At 54.8% G+C, this 15,601-nt stretch carries 14 protein-coding genes; 13 read left to right on the forward strand and 1 reads right to left on the reverse strand.

The features are described 5' to 3' along the window. Nucleotides 1–263: 263 nt before the first annotated feature. From Enr13x_RS05330 to Enr13x_RS38805, 3 genes are all read left to right on the forward strand, one after another. Nucleotides 264–1,391, forward strand: coding sequence for a hypothetical protein (locus tag Enr13x_RS05330; protein WP_197455804.1), 1,128 nt, complete (start codon nucleotides 264–266; stop codon nucleotides 1,389–1,391). Nucleotides 1,392–1,474: 83 nt separating this feature from the next. Continuing rightward, nucleotides 1,475–2,647: a glycosyltransferase family 4 protein gene (locus Enr13x_RS05335; protein ID WP_145385047.1), complete on the forward strand. Its 1,173-nt coding sequence runs from the start codon at nucleotides 1,475–1,477 to the stop codon at nucleotides 2,645–2,647. 210 nt (nucleotides 2,648–2,857) lie between these two features. After that, entirely contained in the window at nucleotides 2,858–4,291 is a 1,434-nt protein-coding gene (locus tag Enr13x_RS38805) for a glycosyltransferase (RefSeq protein ID WP_231744108.1), read from the forward strand. A gap of 119 nt (nucleotides 4,292–4,410) precedes the next feature. On the opposite strand, the gene Enr13x_RS05345 is transcribed toward Enr13x_RS38805, so the two are convergent. Continuing rightward, on the reverse strand, nucleotides 4,411–5,331 hold the full coding sequence (locus tag Enr13x_RS05345) for an ISAzo13 family transposase (RefSeq protein ID WP_231743739.1): 921 nt from the start codon (nucleotides 5,329–5,331) through the stop codon (nucleotides 4,411–4,413). Between the two features lie 403 nt (nucleotides 5,332–5,734). Between Enr13x_RS05345 and Enr13x_RS05355 the strand changes: the two genes are divergently transcribed. From Enr13x_RS05355 to Enr13x_RS05400, 10 genes are all read left to right on the forward strand, one after another. Continuing rightward, nucleotides 5,735–6,286 carry a WcaF family extracellular polysaccharide biosynthesis acetyltransferase gene (locus Enr13x_RS05355; protein ID WP_145385050.1) on the forward strand — a complete coding sequence of 184 codons (552 nt, stop codon included), beginning with the start codon at nucleotides 5,735–5,737 and terminating at the stop codon, nucleotides 6,284–6,286. 1,065 nt (nucleotides 6,287–7,351) lie between these two features. Next, nucleotides 7,352–7,834: an acyltransferase gene (locus Enr13x_RS05360; RefSeq protein WP_231744109.1), complete on the forward strand. Its 483-nt coding sequence runs from the start codon at nucleotides 7,352–7,354 to the stop codon at nucleotides 7,832–7,834. A 463-nt stretch (nucleotides 7,835–8,297) separates the two neighbouring features. After that, nucleotides 8,298–9,125, forward strand: a complete 828-nt coding sequence (locus Enr13x_RS05365; RefSeq protein ID WP_197455806.1) for a glycosyltransferase family 2 protein — start codon at nucleotides 8,298–8,300, stop codon at nucleotides 9,123–9,125. A gap of 344 nt (nucleotides 9,126–9,469) precedes the next feature. Next, on the forward strand, nucleotides 9,470–9,691 hold the full coding sequence (locus Enr13x_RS05370; RefSeq protein ID WP_145385051.1) for a hypothetical protein: 222 nt from the start codon (nucleotides 9,470–9,472) through the stop codon (nucleotides 9,689–9,691). Continuing rightward, on the forward strand, nucleotides 9,688–10,269 hold the full coding sequence (locus Enr13x_RS05375; protein WP_145385052.1) for a nucleotidyltransferase: 582 nt from the start codon (nucleotides 9,688–9,690) through the stop codon (nucleotides 10,267–10,269). Before Enr13x_RS05370 ends, Enr13x_RS05375 begins: the two co-directional genes overlap by 4 nt. Before the next feature lie 318 nt (nucleotides 10,270–10,587). Beyond that, the gene (locus Enr13x_RS05380) at nucleotides 10,588–12,138 is read left to right on the forward strand and encodes a glycosyltransferase WbuB (protein WP_145385053.1); all 1,551 of its coding nucleotides are present in this window, start codon (nucleotides 10,588–10,590) and stop codon (nucleotides 12,136–12,138) included. A 3-nt stretch (nucleotides 12,139–12,141) separates the two neighbouring features. After that, nucleotides 12,142–12,624, forward strand: coding sequence for a hypothetical protein (locus Enr13x_RS05385; RefSeq protein ID WP_145385054.1), 483 nt, complete (start codon nucleotides 12,142–12,144; stop codon nucleotides 12,622–12,624). 563 nt (nucleotides 12,625–13,187) lie between these two features. Continuing rightward, nucleotides 13,188–14,078: a S1 family peptidase gene (locus Enr13x_RS05390; RefSeq protein ID WP_145385055.1), complete on the forward strand. Its 891-nt coding sequence runs from the start codon at nucleotides 13,188–13,190 to the stop codon at nucleotides 14,076–14,078. A 699-nt stretch (nucleotides 14,079–14,777) separates the two neighbouring features. Then, nucleotides 14,778–15,251, forward strand: coding sequence for a PEP-CTERM sorting domain-containing protein (locus tag Enr13x_RS37725; RefSeq protein WP_197455807.1), 474 nt, complete (start codon nucleotides 14,778–14,780; stop codon nucleotides 15,249–15,251). A 106-nt stretch (nucleotides 15,252–15,357) separates the two neighbouring features. Beyond that, nucleotides 15,358–15,585, forward strand: coding sequence for a hypothetical protein (locus tag Enr13x_RS05400; protein ID WP_145385057.1), 228 nt, complete (start codon nucleotides 15,358–15,360; stop codon nucleotides 15,583–15,585). Nucleotides 15,586–15,601 lie beyond the last annotated feature (16 nt).

The following is a 15,601-nucleotide window of genomic DNA, read 5'->3' on the forward strand; positions in this document are numbered from 1 at the left end:
CCGGGGCTGCGGAGCGGTCCCGCCCCCGCGTCCATCCAACAACTTCGCGACGAGGTTCTAGCACGCGAAAAGCAAAGCGTGGCCTGAAGGTAAGTCCAGACCAGCTTATCCGCTGGGGAGTCTGGTCCTACTTTCTCCTCGTGATTTTCGAGGGTGCGCTTCGCAAGTGGGTGCTGCCAGGCTTGGCGACGCCGTTGCTGGTGGTACGGGATCCGATTGCTCTGGTGAGTATCTATCTCGCGGTTCGACACGGGCGACTTCCGTTGAATACGTACGTTATCTCTGCGATCACGATTGGTTGCTTAGGGTTTGTGACTGCGATCACGATCGGGCACCAGAGTGCGTTTGTGGCAGCGTTTGGTACAAGGATTTTAGTCTTGCACGTACCGATGGCGTTCGTCATCGGCCGTAACCTGTCCAGGGTGGAGGTCCTGCGAATCGGTAGGGTGATTGTCTGCCTTGCAATTCCCATGGCGGCGTTGATGGCGATGCAGTTCTTTAGCCCGCAATCGGCTTGGGTCAACCGCGGAGTAGGTGGAGACATGGGGGGGGCCGGGTTCTCTGGGGCGATGGGGTTCATGCGGCCACCAGGAACATTCTCGTTTACCAATGGACTTACGCTTTTCTTCAGTGTCGCCGGCGTGTGGATCGCCTATTTCTGGCTGTCTCCAGGAAAGTGCAATCGCGTGACCTTGCTTCTGGCGACAGGCGGCATGATCCTTGCGATCCCGTTGTCAATCAGTCGGTCCCTGTTGTTTCACGCGATGGTAACCGGGGCGTTTGCGATCCTGGTGATAATGCGGAAGCCGATGTACTTGAAAAGAGTTCTTGGAGCTGCGCTGGCAGTCGCCGTCGCGCTTGCTGCCATTTCTTGGACAACGGCTTTTCAGACAGGACTCACCGTTTTCACCGCTCGGTTTGAAAATGCCGCGAGAAGCGAAGGCGGATTGGAGGGAACTCTCGTCGATCGGTTTTTGGGTGGCTTGGCCGGAGCAGTTTTTGGTGCCGCCGATTTGCCGCTTTTCGGCCAAGGAATCGGGTTGGGGACAAACGTGGGAGCGAAATACACAACCGGTGAAAAACGCTTCTTAATCGCTGAAGGGGAATGGGCGCGTGAAGTCGGTGAACTCGGGCCGATCCTCGGTTTACCGCTGATTCTTTTTCGCGTTTTGATGACGGTGCATTTCTTGTGCTTAGGATATCGAAACTTGACCCGTGGCGATCCGTTGGCCTGGATCTTACTCAGCGTTGGCTTTCTGGTAATAGCTCAAGGCGGATGGGCTCAGCCTACCGCACTCGGATTTTATACGTTGATCACGGGATTGATCATCGCGGCTGTTCGCACGCCCCCCGAAGACCAGACGTTTCGCGCAGTCCAGTTCGCGTTTTAACCAAGCCAAGGCCTTCCATTGCATATTGATCGTTACCAAGTTCAGAGAGCGGAAGACGGTTGTGTCGTGCTCAAGTTCAATCCATGAAGATCGTTTTCTTTACTCATCCCGAACGATTGTCGTCGGCAAGCATGCCACGATTTGCTCGAATGCTTGGGCAGGGCATGTCGGCGCAAGGCCATGACGTTGAGTACTGGACTTCACCGCATTTTGCGGGAAGGTTAGCAGTTCCGCACGCCGGTGGTCGTAAGTGGCTGGGCTATGTGGATCAGTTTATCGCCTACCCGTCGATGCTGGCCCGCCGTGTCCGGCGGGAGCCGCGCAGCACCCTCTTTGTGGTGACCGATCATGCACTTGGACCGTGGGTGCCACGGATCGCTCGGCGCCCCCACGTAATCCATTGTCACGACTTTTTGGCACAGCGTTCCGCGGTCGGAGAGCTTCCCGAGAATCCGACCAGTTGGACCGGTCAACGCTATCAGGCGTTGATTCGTCGTGGCTATCGGCGCGGTCAGAACTTCATTTCTGTCTCTCACCGGACACGCGACGATCTGCATCGGTTCCTTGGAAGGCAACCGCTTGCATCCGAAGTGGTTCACAATGGACTCAATGGAGACTTCAGAGTGCTGGCTGTTGAAGATGCCCAACGATGCCTTCGAAAGCATTTGACGGCGGAGGATGCATCCGGTTTCTTGCTGCATGTCGGTGGAAACCAATGGTACAAGAATCGTTGCGGCGTGGTCGAGCTATATCGTGCTTGGTGCAAAATGGTCTCTAGGCCGGTTCCGCTGTGGTTGGTAGGCGCGAAACCGGCAGCGGCCCTGATCGAAGCATCCAAGCAGATCCCCAATGGGGGACGTGTTCGTTTTCTGACAGGACTGACGAATGAGGAAGTGATCGCTGCTTACAACATGGCGTCCTTGTTCTTGTTCCCGAGCCTCGAAGAGGGGTTTGGCTGGCCCATTGCCGAGGCGATGGCCTGCGGGACGCAGGTCATTACGACAAATGCACCTCCCATGACCGAGGTCGGCGGAGACGCAGCGATCTATCACCGGCGTAGCTCAATGGACGAGAGAGAGCAGTGGGCTCGTGACGGAGCTGAGTTAATCGCGAAATGTCTAAACCAAACATCTGATCAGAAACAGCGTGGCATCGAGTCGAGCTTGATCAACGCGAAGCGATTCGACACGGGGCGTGCACTAGGCCAATACGAGGCGATCTACCGCGAAGTGTTGGCAACTTCCCGTGTTGCCTGACTTATTGGGCCCTTTACTCATTCAGCTTGGCTGATTGCTGATGCAAGGTGCTCGAATTTATACAAGGTGTGAGTCAATCAGTTTTAATCTTCGGCGAGGGGCAACGGCCGACATGTCCTCCAACCGCTTTCTGTTGTCAATGATGCTCGCAATGAAAAACTGCGTTGGTCTGTGAGCTGACATGTTTACCGGGAAAGATTTGAATCAATCGTGAATATTCTACGCGTGATTCCAAGCATGGATCCAAAAATGGGCGGGCCGTGTCAGGGCATTCGAAATTCCATTCCGGAATTGGCTGCGTTAGGGTGCAATAATGAGATTGTGTGCCTTGATGACCCTGCCGCCGATTACCTCACCGATGAGCTGTTGACAATTCACGCATTGGGGCAGGGGACTGGCCCGTGGGGACGACACCCTGACCTCAAGCCGTGGCTCGCCGAACATCTGCCGCGATTTGATATAGTAATCATACACGGGCTTTGGCAGTACCACAGCTACGCAGTAACGACCGTCATGCAGCGACTTCGCAAACGCCTTGCTGCAGGCACCTCCGCGACTCTGGCAAAGCGAAAAAAGACTGAGTCCCATTCTTGTTCTCGTTTGCCTCGTGTTTTTGTGATGCCGCACGGTATGCTCGATCCGTGGTTTCAAAAGGATCCGTCGCGTAGGCTAAAGGCTTACCGGAATTGGGCATATTGGAAACTGATCGAACGGCAGACGATTGAAATGGCTGACGGAATGCTATTTACCTGCCAAAAAGAGCTGGAGCTTGCCAGAAAGCCTTTTCGACCCTATCGGCCTCGACGCGAATTAAACGTGGGATATGGAGTGGCCCCACCGCCGACTGAAACACCGGCGATGCGCAATGCTTTCTTGGCAACTTGCCCAGAACTTATCAATCCACTTACGGCTACCATGAATCGTATGGCAGCTGGACCGTCGGAATGTCAAACTATCAGTCAAAGATGGAAGGGAGGTTCGCACGTGTCAGCTGTCGTTTCAGGCGGTGCCGCTCCGGTAAATTCCGGTGCAATTGAGCTGAAGGGAACTGAACTTGAGATCAAACCATACCTGTTGTTCTTGAGCCGGATTCACCCTAAAAAAGGCATCGACTTGCTGATCAATGGCTATGTGGATGTCGCTTTGGCGCAACATACCGTTAGGGCGAGTATGCCCGATCTAGTGATCGCGGGCCCGACGGATTCTACGTATGCTTCCTCCATGCAGTTGCTGGCGAGCCGCCGAGCAGAAGAGGCGCGTCAGCGGGGGGCTTCCTGTGCAATACACTTCTCAGGGATGCTTACCGGCGATGCCAAATGGGGCGCCTTTTACGGCTGTGAAGCATTTGTCCTTCCTAGTCATCAAGAGAATTTTGGGATCGCGGTCGTCGAGGCACTCGCATGCCGTAAGGCGGTGTTGATCTCCGATCAAGTCAATATCTGCGATGAGATATCAGCGGCTGGAGCAGGAATCGTGCGACCGACTACGGCAACGGGTGTCTCAGAGGTACTTTCACTTTGGTTAGGTATGTCGGATGAATCGCGACGGCGGATCACGGACCAGACAACCGCGTGTTACCAAACTCATTACCAGCCCCGCCAAGCTGCTTCTCAAATGCTGAGCGCTCTTGAAGGGCGAACGTAGGGCGAACGTAGGGCGAACGTATGTGCAGACTCGATTGCGTGATCGCATTTTCTATCGGGAACCAGACCAAGCACGATGCAAATTTTGCATTTCCGCGCCGCTAAGGACCGCCGGAACAATTAGTGTCGGTTAATTGGCGAGAATCGATAGTTCCATCTCGGTATTTGTTCGTCAAAAACTGTACGCAGAGCTGCTTTCATTGTTGCGGTCGCGTTCTCACCCGTCTCGTACAACCCTCGCAAGACGTTGACCGTAGTGCGAAGGCCGGTCCGAGTCGATGTGTTCCGCATCAACTTGACAACTGTTTCCAACTTATCGAAAAGCATCCCGGAGCAAGCACGTCCAAGATGCGGAAAAAAACGGCGTTCAATCGGATTGTATTTTGAACAGTAGCTTGGATAGTGGGCTACCCGAATTTCGATGCCGATCGTGTCGACCAACTTTTGAAGGTAGTGCTTGAAGATGTATTTTGAAGCTGAGTTGCTACCGCCGCAATCGCACAATAGCAAAATGGAATTGGTATCCGGATAACAACGTTTCCCTATCCGGTTCCAGTACCATTTGAGGCTATCGGTCGCGAAGCGACTCGTCTCGTGAGAGAGTCCAATGTTGACGTGCCCAGCATTTCGTCCGATGTCGTAGATTCCGTGAGGAATCACAACGCCATCAGCCCAACTCGGAAAGTCGTGGTCGAACGCTTCAATGGGCTCTGTGGTGCGAATGCGACCGGCCCGGTAAAGACGGCCCAGGAATTCTTTGCTTTTTGTGTCGATCGAAAAGACCGGATTGCCGGCAGCCTGATAGCTCTCCACATGTCCTGCGATGAGATCAAACTGCTGCTCGCGATCCGCTGACAAGCCACCGGAAATAGTTTTGATCATTTTTCGAAAACCGATCTTCAAGCTATTCAGCCAAGCGGAGACCGTCTTGTCGCTCACAGGGGTGCCGGCCTCGGCCGCCTTCTCAGCCATTTCAGTGGAGGCCAGGTTTGTGTAAACCACGTCGGGCTCATCAGGATCGCCTCCAACACGAACGCTCAATAGTTCGTTCAGATTGTCTTCGAGGTCGGGATCGGTTTCGATCTTTTTTTTCGTCCAGCACCTGGCCGCCGTATCCTACCTTTCGCCGGATCATTGGAGAGTTGATCGAGCTCAGCGATACCTCGTTCGATGGTGCGAGTCGAGCAGCCCAGTAATTGACTGATGTACGGTACACCTCCTCGCCCGAGACGCTGTGCCTCGACAGCCGCGAACCGACGGCGATCCTTTTCGGACAAGGTTGAATAAAAATCGACTGCTCGCTTGGCAGCCAGATCGTCAAGCTGATTTTCGAATACAAACGCCATCCTTGGCACCCTCGCTGGTGGATTGAGACGCGGAAAGTCTACCCCATCCAGCGAAAACCCGCGACACTAATTGTTCCGGCGGTCCTAACTCTAATCGAATGAACGCAGTCAATCTTCAATCCTTCGATCCTTCACGCGGGGTCGACCGGGGAGCCTCCAGACTCAAAGAGTCTCTTTGGTACCTAACAAAGTGCCTCTTTTTTCTGTCAAGCATACCGTGGCCCAACCAATTGCAACTTTTCATCCTCCGTTCTTTTGGAGCCAAAGTCGGACGCGGAATTAACATTAAGCCCCGGGTGAACATTCATTTCCCGTGGAAACTGACGTTGGGAAATGATTGTTGGCTGGGCGAAGAATTATTTATTCTCAATTTTGAGCCGGTTGTGATAGGTGATGATTGCTGTTTGTCGCAGCGTGTCTTCCTCTGTTGCGGAAATCACAACTTTCGAGATTCTACATTTACGTTTCGTAATGAGCCGATCGAACTCAAACGTGGCGTATGGATCGGCGCGCAGAGTTTTGTTGGACCAGGCGTTACCGTTGATGCTGAAACCGTGGTAACTGCGGGCAGTGTTGTTACAATGAGCTTGCCGGCAAATCAAATTTGCCGGGGTAATCCTGCCGTCGCCGTTGGGTTGCGTTGGAAGTAGCAAACCTGGAAAACACGTAGTGCCGGTTAAGATACCAGGTGCCGCACGGGGCAAGGCAGTCGTTCGCGGGAAATCGTCGACACTCTCCGCGCCTAATTTTCTGAGCAAGAGCTTCTCAACGATCGGTGCGGTTTTGGTCTTTACGATTCTAGAATATTTCACGCCTCAACGGCCTGAGGTAAGACTTCTGAGCTTGAAAAAAGGGGCGGCATTTAGGTGCCGACAGCATTGGGACCGCAAACGGGAGGCAACATCACAACGATCGCGCCAAAATCTTGTTTCAGTATTCGTTGAAGCCTTGCTTTAGTGAACTCCTCTGTCGACCTTCCCAATTCCTAAAGCACTCCGCGAACTGACCGGGCAGTAGAAGGGAGCAAAAGTACCTGCCAAGCGGAGACTTGCACGACTCGTGCCGACCGGCAATCAAGGGACGTTCGCTACTGCATTTCAAATCGACCGGCACGAGTACGTTAATTCTCAACGAGTGCTCGTCGCCATTTGTTTTTAGGGGGTAGGGGCATCCACTGGGTTCTCTATGTCGTGTTTCATGAGGACTCCAACCGACTCCGAACCAAAAACGCGACATCGAACTTGAGCTCCGCTCGCCGGTTTGTGACGACGCTCCTCAAGCGCAACAAGAGTCTCAAACGGATGCGGAAAATCGCTGGCTGGAACACTCAAATCCTTGAAAAACTCGTGTTTGAAGCTTAGGTTTGGTGCGATCGTCGTGTCGGCATTGGTTAGCCCAGCATAGTTGCCTAGCAATTCAGGGCTGCAAGCGGGGAGGAAGGTTGTGGCGTATAAACGCAGTCAGCACTCGCGTTGAGAAGCGAGTGGCTTTACGCGTGAAGCCGATTATGGGGCATTGATGTCGCTGTGGCTAAGGAAATGAATCAAGTATTAGTTGGGCAATCAATGAAAGTGCTTCAGAAAGCGTGTTTCCGCGTTGGCGAGAGATTTAGGTCACTTGTCGCATCGCCAATACGCACGGCTAGCTTCGTTATCCGAGGGCTCTCAATAGGAAAGACAAAGTTGCCCCCACTTTCGATGACATGGCCACATAAGGTGAAGATTGGAGACAGCTGCATTATCGAACCGGGGGTCTTGTTTAAGCATGATGGGATTTGGAGTGAGGGCAAATCAATCATTATCGGAGACAGAGTGTTCCTGGGCCGATTTGTCGAATTCAATATTAGGGAATCAATATCGATTGGAGATGATGCGCTAATTGCATCGGGGTGCAAATTCATTGATCACGATCACGGATATTCCGATACAGTCAAACCGATGAACATTCAGGAAGGCAGGGAAGCCGCCATCGTCATCGAGGAAAATGTCTGGTTAGGTGTGAACGTTACTGTACTTAAGGGCGTTACCATCGAATGTGGAGCCATTGTTGCCGCGGGAGCTGTGGTCACAAAATCAATTCCACGACTCGAGATCTGGGGGGGGGTTCCTGCCTGCAAACTGGGGGAACGTCGTGAAAGCACAGAACGGTTTGAGCAGGTGAATGGTCGCAGCAACCTGCTGGGAGTGCTTAGCCAGTGACGGCCCGCACTTGGCGTCCCAATGAATCTCGCCGGGCGATTTGGATTGGTCAAATTGGCATTGTGGAGACGGAATCCCACCCCCGCAAGTTGCGGGTATCAAATGCACATGAATATGCATGGATGGAAAAGTTGATTGAGGGAAATTTGCTGTGGCGAACCGCATGACTTTCTCTGGAGGCAGCGTCCTCCTGAGGATGAGCGCATTTTTCGTGCTTTACGTAATAATTGGAGAGCGTTGCGTGGTCAGCGTTGCGTGCGGCGAGACGAAGAGCATTCCTGCCAATGTATTTGTCGCAGTTGATGTCGCAAACAAAAATCCCTCGCTCCTGTGTCCCCAACGCGTCTCTGCAAGAAAATCGCGTAATATCATTAGGACAACTCAAACTGATCCATAAGAACCTCATGCCACTCGACTTGACAATCGTTATTCCGACTCGGAATGAGGCGTCGAGCCTTCCCCAATGTCTCGACGCGATCGGCGTCAAATTTGCCAAGTCGACCTTTTCTTGGATTCAAACAATTCCGATAGCACCTGTCAAATCGCATCGGGTCCCGGCGCGGTCGTCGAACAGTTTGACTGGAATGGGCGATTTCCAAAGAAACGCAACTGGTACCTGCGCAATCGAGCTCCGGAGACTCAGTGGGTGCTGTTCTTGGATGCCGATGAAATCTTCAAGCGAGAGCTTGCCAAGACGCTGCCGGAATCAAAGGCATCCGGGTATTGGATGAACTACTCCATCTACTTCATGGGGCGGGAACTGAAATATGGGGATCCGCTAAAGAAGCTGGCGCTGTTTCGAGTCGGGGCCGGCGAGTATGAGCGGATTGATGAATCGCGATGGAGTCACCTGGACATGGAGATTCATGAGCATCCGATCATTGAGGGTGAAGTGGGGAAGATCGAGAGCAAAATCGATCACCGCGACTTTCGCGATGTGTCCCACTACATCGCCAAGCACAACGAGTACTCGTCGTGGGAACCACGTCGGTTCTTGCAGATGCAGTCGCTCGGCGAGACGACGATGCCGCTGACGCTCAAGCAGAAAATCAAGTATCGGTTGATCGAGTCTCCGTTTGCGGGCATCGTCTATTTCTTGGACGCCTATTTCATGATGGGCGGCTTCTTGGATGGGAAACGGGGACTCGCGTTTGCCCTGTTGAAAATGGGCTACTTCACGCAGGTGTATTGCAAGATTCAAGAACTTCGAGCGGAAACACGAGAATCGACCCAGACCGAGGTGGCACATTCGTTGCTCGCTGCTGCGGTGGCGCATGAGCCGCAGGGGTGATTGATGGGGGCAAAACGATGGGGGCAAAACGATGGGGGCAAAACGATGGGGGCAAAACGATGGGGGCAAAACGATGGGGCGCTGCAGTTGCTGCCGGGGTGTCGGTCAGAAGATCTGTTGGTCGGAAAATGGAGGCAGTGTGAATGGGCGGCGCGGACATTTGCTGATGGCAGACCGTGCGTGGACTTGACGTTATCTTTGTGAGTTGAGATCGGTCACCGGGAAGCGGACGAGAATGGGCAAAAAGAGATGAGAGGGGAAAATGATTTGGCATCGCCGGTGACGTTCGGTTAGCATGGACTCGCTGATGATGATTGGTAGATTGCTTCACCTACGTTGCAACAATGAAGACGAAATCGCCGGAACAAGAATGGGTGGATCGGTGGAAAAAGCTTGGACCGATTCTGAGCCAGATCCGCAACGAAGACCTGCGTGCGCTGACGGATGCGGAGGGGACTCGGCGTGCGACGTTTTTGGGCGTTCCACAACCCCTTGTGCCTCGTCAGACATCAGGACTGATTGAATACCAGCGGTGGCTGCGGCATTCCAAGGATGTCGGGTCGTGAAACGCTCTGAAAAGAACGTCTTTGGCGATAACAATGTCTTGCGTTTCGCCGCCGAAATCTCACAGGTCTTGGTCGAATTGGAATTGGATGGCTGCGTCATCGGCGGCGTTGCCAACCAGCGATGGGGAGAGCCAAGGCAAACGGCGGATGTCGACGTCACGATTTCCTTGACGTTTGGCGCTGAGATGGTAGTCGCCCAACAACTCCTGGACCGTTTTGAATCACGGATCGAGAACCCCAAGGAATTTGCGCTGGCGAATCGGATCCTGCTGCTCGAAAGTGACAGCGGAATCGGTCTCGATGCTTCCTTGGGTGGTTTTCCGTTTGAACAAAGGATGATGAACCGGGCGAGCGACTGGATCGTTCCCAAACACGGCGTGATCCGCACCTGCTCGGCGGAAGATCTGATTGTGTTGAAAGCGTTTGCCGCCCGGCCCCAAGATTGGATCGACCTTGAAAAGGTGATTGTGCGCCAGGGCGATCGTTTGGATCGTGACCTCATTCGCACCGAATTGGCTCCTCTGGTGGAACTGAAAGAGGAACCCGAAATCATGACACGCCTTGACGCACTGTTGTAACGCGAAAGGTATCTGTCGTTTGATTGAAGTTCGGGAAGCTGTCTGCCGCCGCGCGGTCATCGCAGTTGCAAGGAACGGGTGTGACGCGACGAATAGGGGCAAGACGATCAATGGCAGAATGATGGAAGAGAGAGCATCGGTGGCAGCCAACTTGTCGGACTCTCTCATTGTCTTGCCCCCATCGTTTTGCCTTTTCACGTCGGCAATGCGCTTGGTCACCCGATTAACGACTGCCGTTCCAAGCCCAAACTTCCGAAAGGCCACGCGAGCGACGTTTATCCATTGCGTCGATTATTATACTAGGTTGATGTCTGCTACATGAAGATTCTGCTACACGGTCTGAACTACGCTCCCGAAGAAATCGGGATCGGGAAGTACTCGGGGGAGATGGTTCGGGAACTGGCCGAACAAGGACACGAGGTCGTCGTCGTCACCACGCCCCCGTATTACCCGCAGTGGGAAATCGCCGAAGGATTCAGCGGGGCCCGTTTTCAACGGGAGTCGTCAGTCGTCAGTCGTCAGTCGTCAGGACGAGAAGAGAAGGACGCGTCTGAGCGTCTCCACGCTCCTCATGCCCCGCTGCCAACTGCCAACTGCAAACTGCCTACTTCTTCTTCCGCCCCTCTGCCAACTGACGACTGCCAACTGCCAACTCCCTTCCCTGTCGAAGTGATTCGTTGTCCGCTTTATGTGCCGGGCAAGGTCACGGGGTTGAAGCGGATTGTGCACCTTGCTTCGTTCGGATTGTCGAGCATTCCGGTCGTGCTTTGGAAGGCGTTGCGGTTTCGGCCGGATGTGGTGATGACGGTCGAACCGGCCGCGTTTTGTATGCCGACGACCTGGTTGGCCGCGCGGCTCTGTGGCGCGAAAGCCTGGTTGCATGTGCAGGACTTCGAGGTCGATGCGGCGTTTGAACTCGGGATTCTGAAACAACCGCTACTGAAGAAATTCGTCTTGGCGGCGGAAGCGTTTCTGATGCGGCGGTTTGATCGCGTCTCGAGTATCTCGCCGAACATGCTGTTGAAATTGGTTCAAAAAGGTGTCGCCGAACAACGTGTGGTTTCGTTCCCCAATTGGGTCGACTGCGAGGTCATGAAACCGATCGATGCGGACGCCGAGTTGCGGGCGAAGTTTGACATTCCGCCGGATCGGTGCGTCGCGTTGTATGCGGGAAACATCGGCGCGAAACAGGGATTGGAAATCGTCATCGAGGCCGCCCGCCGATCCGCCGATCGTGTCGATTTGCACTTCGTCATCTGCGGCCGAGGCGCGGCTTATGAGTCGTTGCTGGAATCTTCGAGAGGTTTGTCGAACGTGCAATTCCTGCCGCCACAGCCGATGGAACGCTTCAACGAATTGATGAACTGTGCGAACATCCATTTGCTGCCCCAACGCGCCGATGCGGCCGATCTGGTGATGCCGTCGAAATTGACCGGCATGCTGGCGACCGGCCGCCCGATCGTCGCCTGTGCCTCGCCGGGAACGCAGATCGCCGACGTCGTCGATGGACACGGGATCGTGGTTCCGCCGGCAGACGACGTGGCGTTCGGGGATGCGGTCGCGCGATTGGCCGGTGACGCGGCCCTGCGAGAGTCGATGGGTGCCGCGGCGCGGCAGTATGCGGTCAAGCATTTGGGGCGGCGATCGATTCTGGCGAAGTGGATTCGCGATTTGAAAGACGTCTGCGCGATCGATGATGGACGTGTCACCGTCGACAGTGTCGGTTCAACGGGTTCTGCGATTCGTGGCGACACCGCTTGCATGCAGGCCGTCCGTTTTGATGCGGCTGAATCGATGGGAACCCCGGCGATCGAAGGGCAATCCCAAGAGGGGTTTATCACGGAAGCTTCTCGTACGGCAGGACGTTGAACAGTGGACACGACGGATCAAATCAATATCGCTGCAGAAAAACTGCAACAAGACCGTGTGCATCCTTGGCGGTTTCGTCTGGTTAGCGGTTGGCTGGCGATGACACTGTCGATTGCCGCGTATGCAATTTTAAAACCCGGCACGACGGCGGCCGATTTGGCGCTCTTGCCGAACCCGGTCATTGCCTGGTTGGACGCGAATTTCAACTTTCGAACGTTTGTGATGGCGCTCGGCGTGTGTCTGGTCCCGGCGTGCTTGCTGGTGTCGGAGGTATCGGATCGGAGGCGACGCGTGTTGTTTGCCGCGGTCGTGACCGTGTTGGTCGGATTGGAGTTCATGCAGTTGTGGATCCCGACACGCGGATTCAGCTGGCCCGACGTGGGGTACACGTTTGCAGGCGTCGGTGCGGCGGAGTGTCTCGTGCTGCTGGTCCGTTGGATCGCTGCGCCGTCCGTTCCCGCAGCGGACCAAAGTTGTTCGGTTTAGTGGTTGCCGGTGGTGTCGGCGATCGGTTCAGGGGTGTCGCACCGTGGGTCCTCTCTGGCGTTCACTTGTTGCGCAAACGCCGTCTCTCCCAGAGGGGGTTCTTCGTGGATATTAATGGCTAATCACTCAGGACCCAGGTTTTTTGAGGCATTGCTGCGATGTCCGAATGGGTGTTGGACGACAAACGCTCGGTTCAATTGCCCCTCCGGCGACGCGGGCCGGTGGAGGGCACGAAGCACCTTCGCCGCATCGCAGACCAGGTGATTCCTAGGCGGATTGCTCCTCCGCAGAGCCCGTCTCCGCTACAGCTGGCTTCGCCATCAGACCGAACAGAACCATCGGACATCGCAGTCATCCCTCAAAAAACCTTCCCCGAGTATCCGAGAGCAGCCACTAAATTCGCGGAAGAACCCCCAGAGGGAGAGAATCTGAATTGGTTGGCAAAAGCTGCCGTTATACAAACGATATCCCCCGGGCCTAGAAACCAACGTGGAAGTCACTGATTCCTACACGTTTTCGCTGCCGATGTGCGTCATCGTCTCCTGGGACTCTGCCTGACTCTTATGAAAATTTTGATTGCTTCGGTCTGTTTGGTTCTTGTCGTGGTGCAGCTGGGCTACCTGACTCTGATCGATATAGACGGCCAGTTGGACGAGAGTCAACTCCCTGCGTGGATGGCGGACGAAACTGCTGCGGTCAACGAAGTTGCAACGCATACGGGGGAAATCTCGGGCGATGCACACGATGGCGATGGCACGAGGCAGTCGCAGGGCGAGCCGTCTGCGGGGGCGATGACGGCCGAACGCATTGAAACGCTCGGGCGGGCAACTGCGGTGCGGATTTTGGATGCGAACCAACAATTCGTCGGCAGCGGAGTGGTCGTTGCAAAACGAGAGGGATCGTTCGACGTGGTCACGGCGTACCACGTGATTGAAAAGCCGGGGCGATACGGGATCGAATCGTTTCGGACGTCATCCGTTGTGGGTACGACGCTTCGTCATGCGCCCTCCGCCGTGACAATCCTTCGCTCGGATCCGGACGTCGATTTGGCTTACCTGCGTGTTTCGGCACTGATCCAACCGGCTCAATGCGTTTCCGTCACTTCCGCGGCGCCGGTGGAATCGATCCTGAGCGAAGCGTGGATCGTCGATTGCACGGGATCGGGAGCGGCGGTCGTTTCAAAAATTGACAACGTGACACGGCAGACCGCGCGGCGTAGTCAAGACGGTGTTGGCGTGTCCTACTGGCGTCTCGGCCAAGAGTCATCCCCTGGCATGTCCGGTAGCGCGCTGCTGGATGCTGAGGGGCGGTTGATCGGAGTGGCGAGCGGGAACAGCGACGGCAGTGCTTACTATTGCGAGGTGGACGCGCTGCATGAATTCGTCGATGGCGGACGTGTTCAGGATGACGCTCCGCTGGGCGGGGGCGTTGATGTCCCTGATGCGGTTGATTGACATCGGTACGTGCATCGACGGCCTGTCAAGCGTTGCGCGGGTTCGCGAGGGAGGGCTGGAACCGACCACGCGACTGTCCACCAAGAGTCCATCAAAGAAAGCAATCTGTAGTGGTGGCGCAACGCCCATTGTTGAAAGCTACCGCGTGGCGACAGTCCCTAGTGCTCGTGAATTCAATCTTCATCTGCGTTGCCCTTGTTGGATCGAAAAGTGGACCTTTAATGGGTCGGACCAACCAAGCGCCTTGGCGGGTTTGATGACGCGTGCTTCGGAGTTCAACTTCCGAGGCAGAGCGTGCGACGACGGGCTTTCCAGATATTCACAAACACTCGACGCGGTCGAGGCAAACTTGCAGTGTTCTTTCCAGTGTAGATCAATAGGTGCTTTATGAAATATTCATCAAAAAAGTTTCGGTTTCTGACGCTCGCGGCGGTGATCGTCGTGAGTTCGTGGGTGACGACATCGGACGCGAAAGCGGGTGTTGTTTTCAATCAGATTGCGGACCCCTTCGTTCCGGTGACTGTTGCTGGCGGTACCGGTGGTGTTTCACAGTTCGACACAAGTGTTCCAGCCAGTACTGACGATAATGATCCCAGGCAGGACTTTAGCACTTTTTTCGACAACTTTTCCTTTTCGCAGGATTTGACTGTCACCTCATTCAGTTGGTTGGGCTTTTACAAGAACAACGAACCTCCAGGTGTGACGATCTTTCCTGCCGAGAAGTTTACGATCAGTATTTTCGCCAACGACACGACGACGGGCCCCTTCTCGAACCAACCTGCTGACACCGCTTTGTACTCGTTCGACGTGGGGACGGCATCCGAGACGCTGCTTCAGCCCGGTTACTATCAATACTCGGCCGACGTCACACCATTCGCGATCACGGGCGGAGAGACGTATTGGTTCTCGGTCGTCGCCACGTTGCCTTATCAATTCGATCCGACAGATCCCGCACTGGGAAACGTCTGGGCGATACCATTCTCCAGTTCTACGGTTGGCGATGGCGTCTCCATTGAGCACTACGCGGAATTGGTGGGTGATACGATTAGCAAGACAGAATACACCTCTGATCTCGCGTTTAGCGTGTCGGCGGTTCCCGAGCCGAGCAGTCTGCTGGCATTTGCGGCGATCGGCTTGGTCACAGGACTGCGTCGTCGTCGGCGGCGAATCTGAACGGCGAAAGGTGGCCGACGGGAATAAGTTTTCTGTGTCGTCTATCTTGCCAAAAATTGTCCGTAGCCCTAAAGTTAGACCGATTCATCATCCGAGGACCTCAAGTATGAATAAGCTGAAAATTGGAACGTGTGTTGGACTCTGTGTTTTGCTGATCGGCAGCGCGGCTGCCGTTGCGATGGCACCGGTGCCGGCCACGGAAATGTTGGACCTGGCGGAGGCCGTTTCCCCGAGCGAAAGTGGCATCGACGTCGCTGAGACGGAATTGCTGCAAGATTGGGAATTCACGGCGCGTCGGGCTCGATGCCGAATCATCTCACCCGGCGGATTCTGATTCTTCCGGGAAGAGT

The sequence above is a fragment of the Stieleria neptunia genome, assembly GCF_007754155.1.
GTDB lineage: Bacteria > Planctomycetota > Planctomycetia > Pirellulales > Pirellulaceae > Stieleria > Stieleria neptunia.

Excerpts from the sequence above, each read along its gene's own strand:
- Enr13x_RS05380 (WP_145385053.1), top strand. The coding sequence starts at position 10,588 with ATGAAGATTCTGCTACACGGTCTGAACTACGCTCCCGAAGAAATCGGG.
- Enr13x_RS05400 (WP_145385057.1), top strand. The coding sequence starts at position 15,358 with ATGAATAAGCTGAAAATTGGAACGTGTGTTGGACTCTGTGTTTTGCTG.
- Enr13x_RS05390 (WP_145385055.1), top strand. The coding sequence starts at position 13,188 with ATGAAAATTTTGATTGCTTCGGTCTGTTTGGTTCTTGTCGTGGTGCAG.
- Enr13x_RS05335 (WP_145385047.1), top strand. The coding sequence starts at position 1,475 with ATGAAGATCGTTTTCTTTACTCATCCCGAACGATTGTCGTCGGCAAGC.
- Enr13x_RS05355 (WP_145385050.1), top strand. The coding sequence starts at position 5,735 with ATGAACGCAGTCAATCTTCAATCCTTCGATCCTTCACGCGGGGTCGAC.
- Enr13x_RS05370 (WP_145385051.1), top strand. The coding sequence starts at position 9,470 with ATGAAGACGAAATCGCCGGAACAAGAATGGGTGGATCGGTGGAAAAAG.
- Enr13x_RS05365 (WP_197455806.1), top strand. The coding sequence starts at position 8,298 with ATGTCTCGACGCGATCGGCGTCAAATTTGCCAAGTCGACCTTTTCTTG.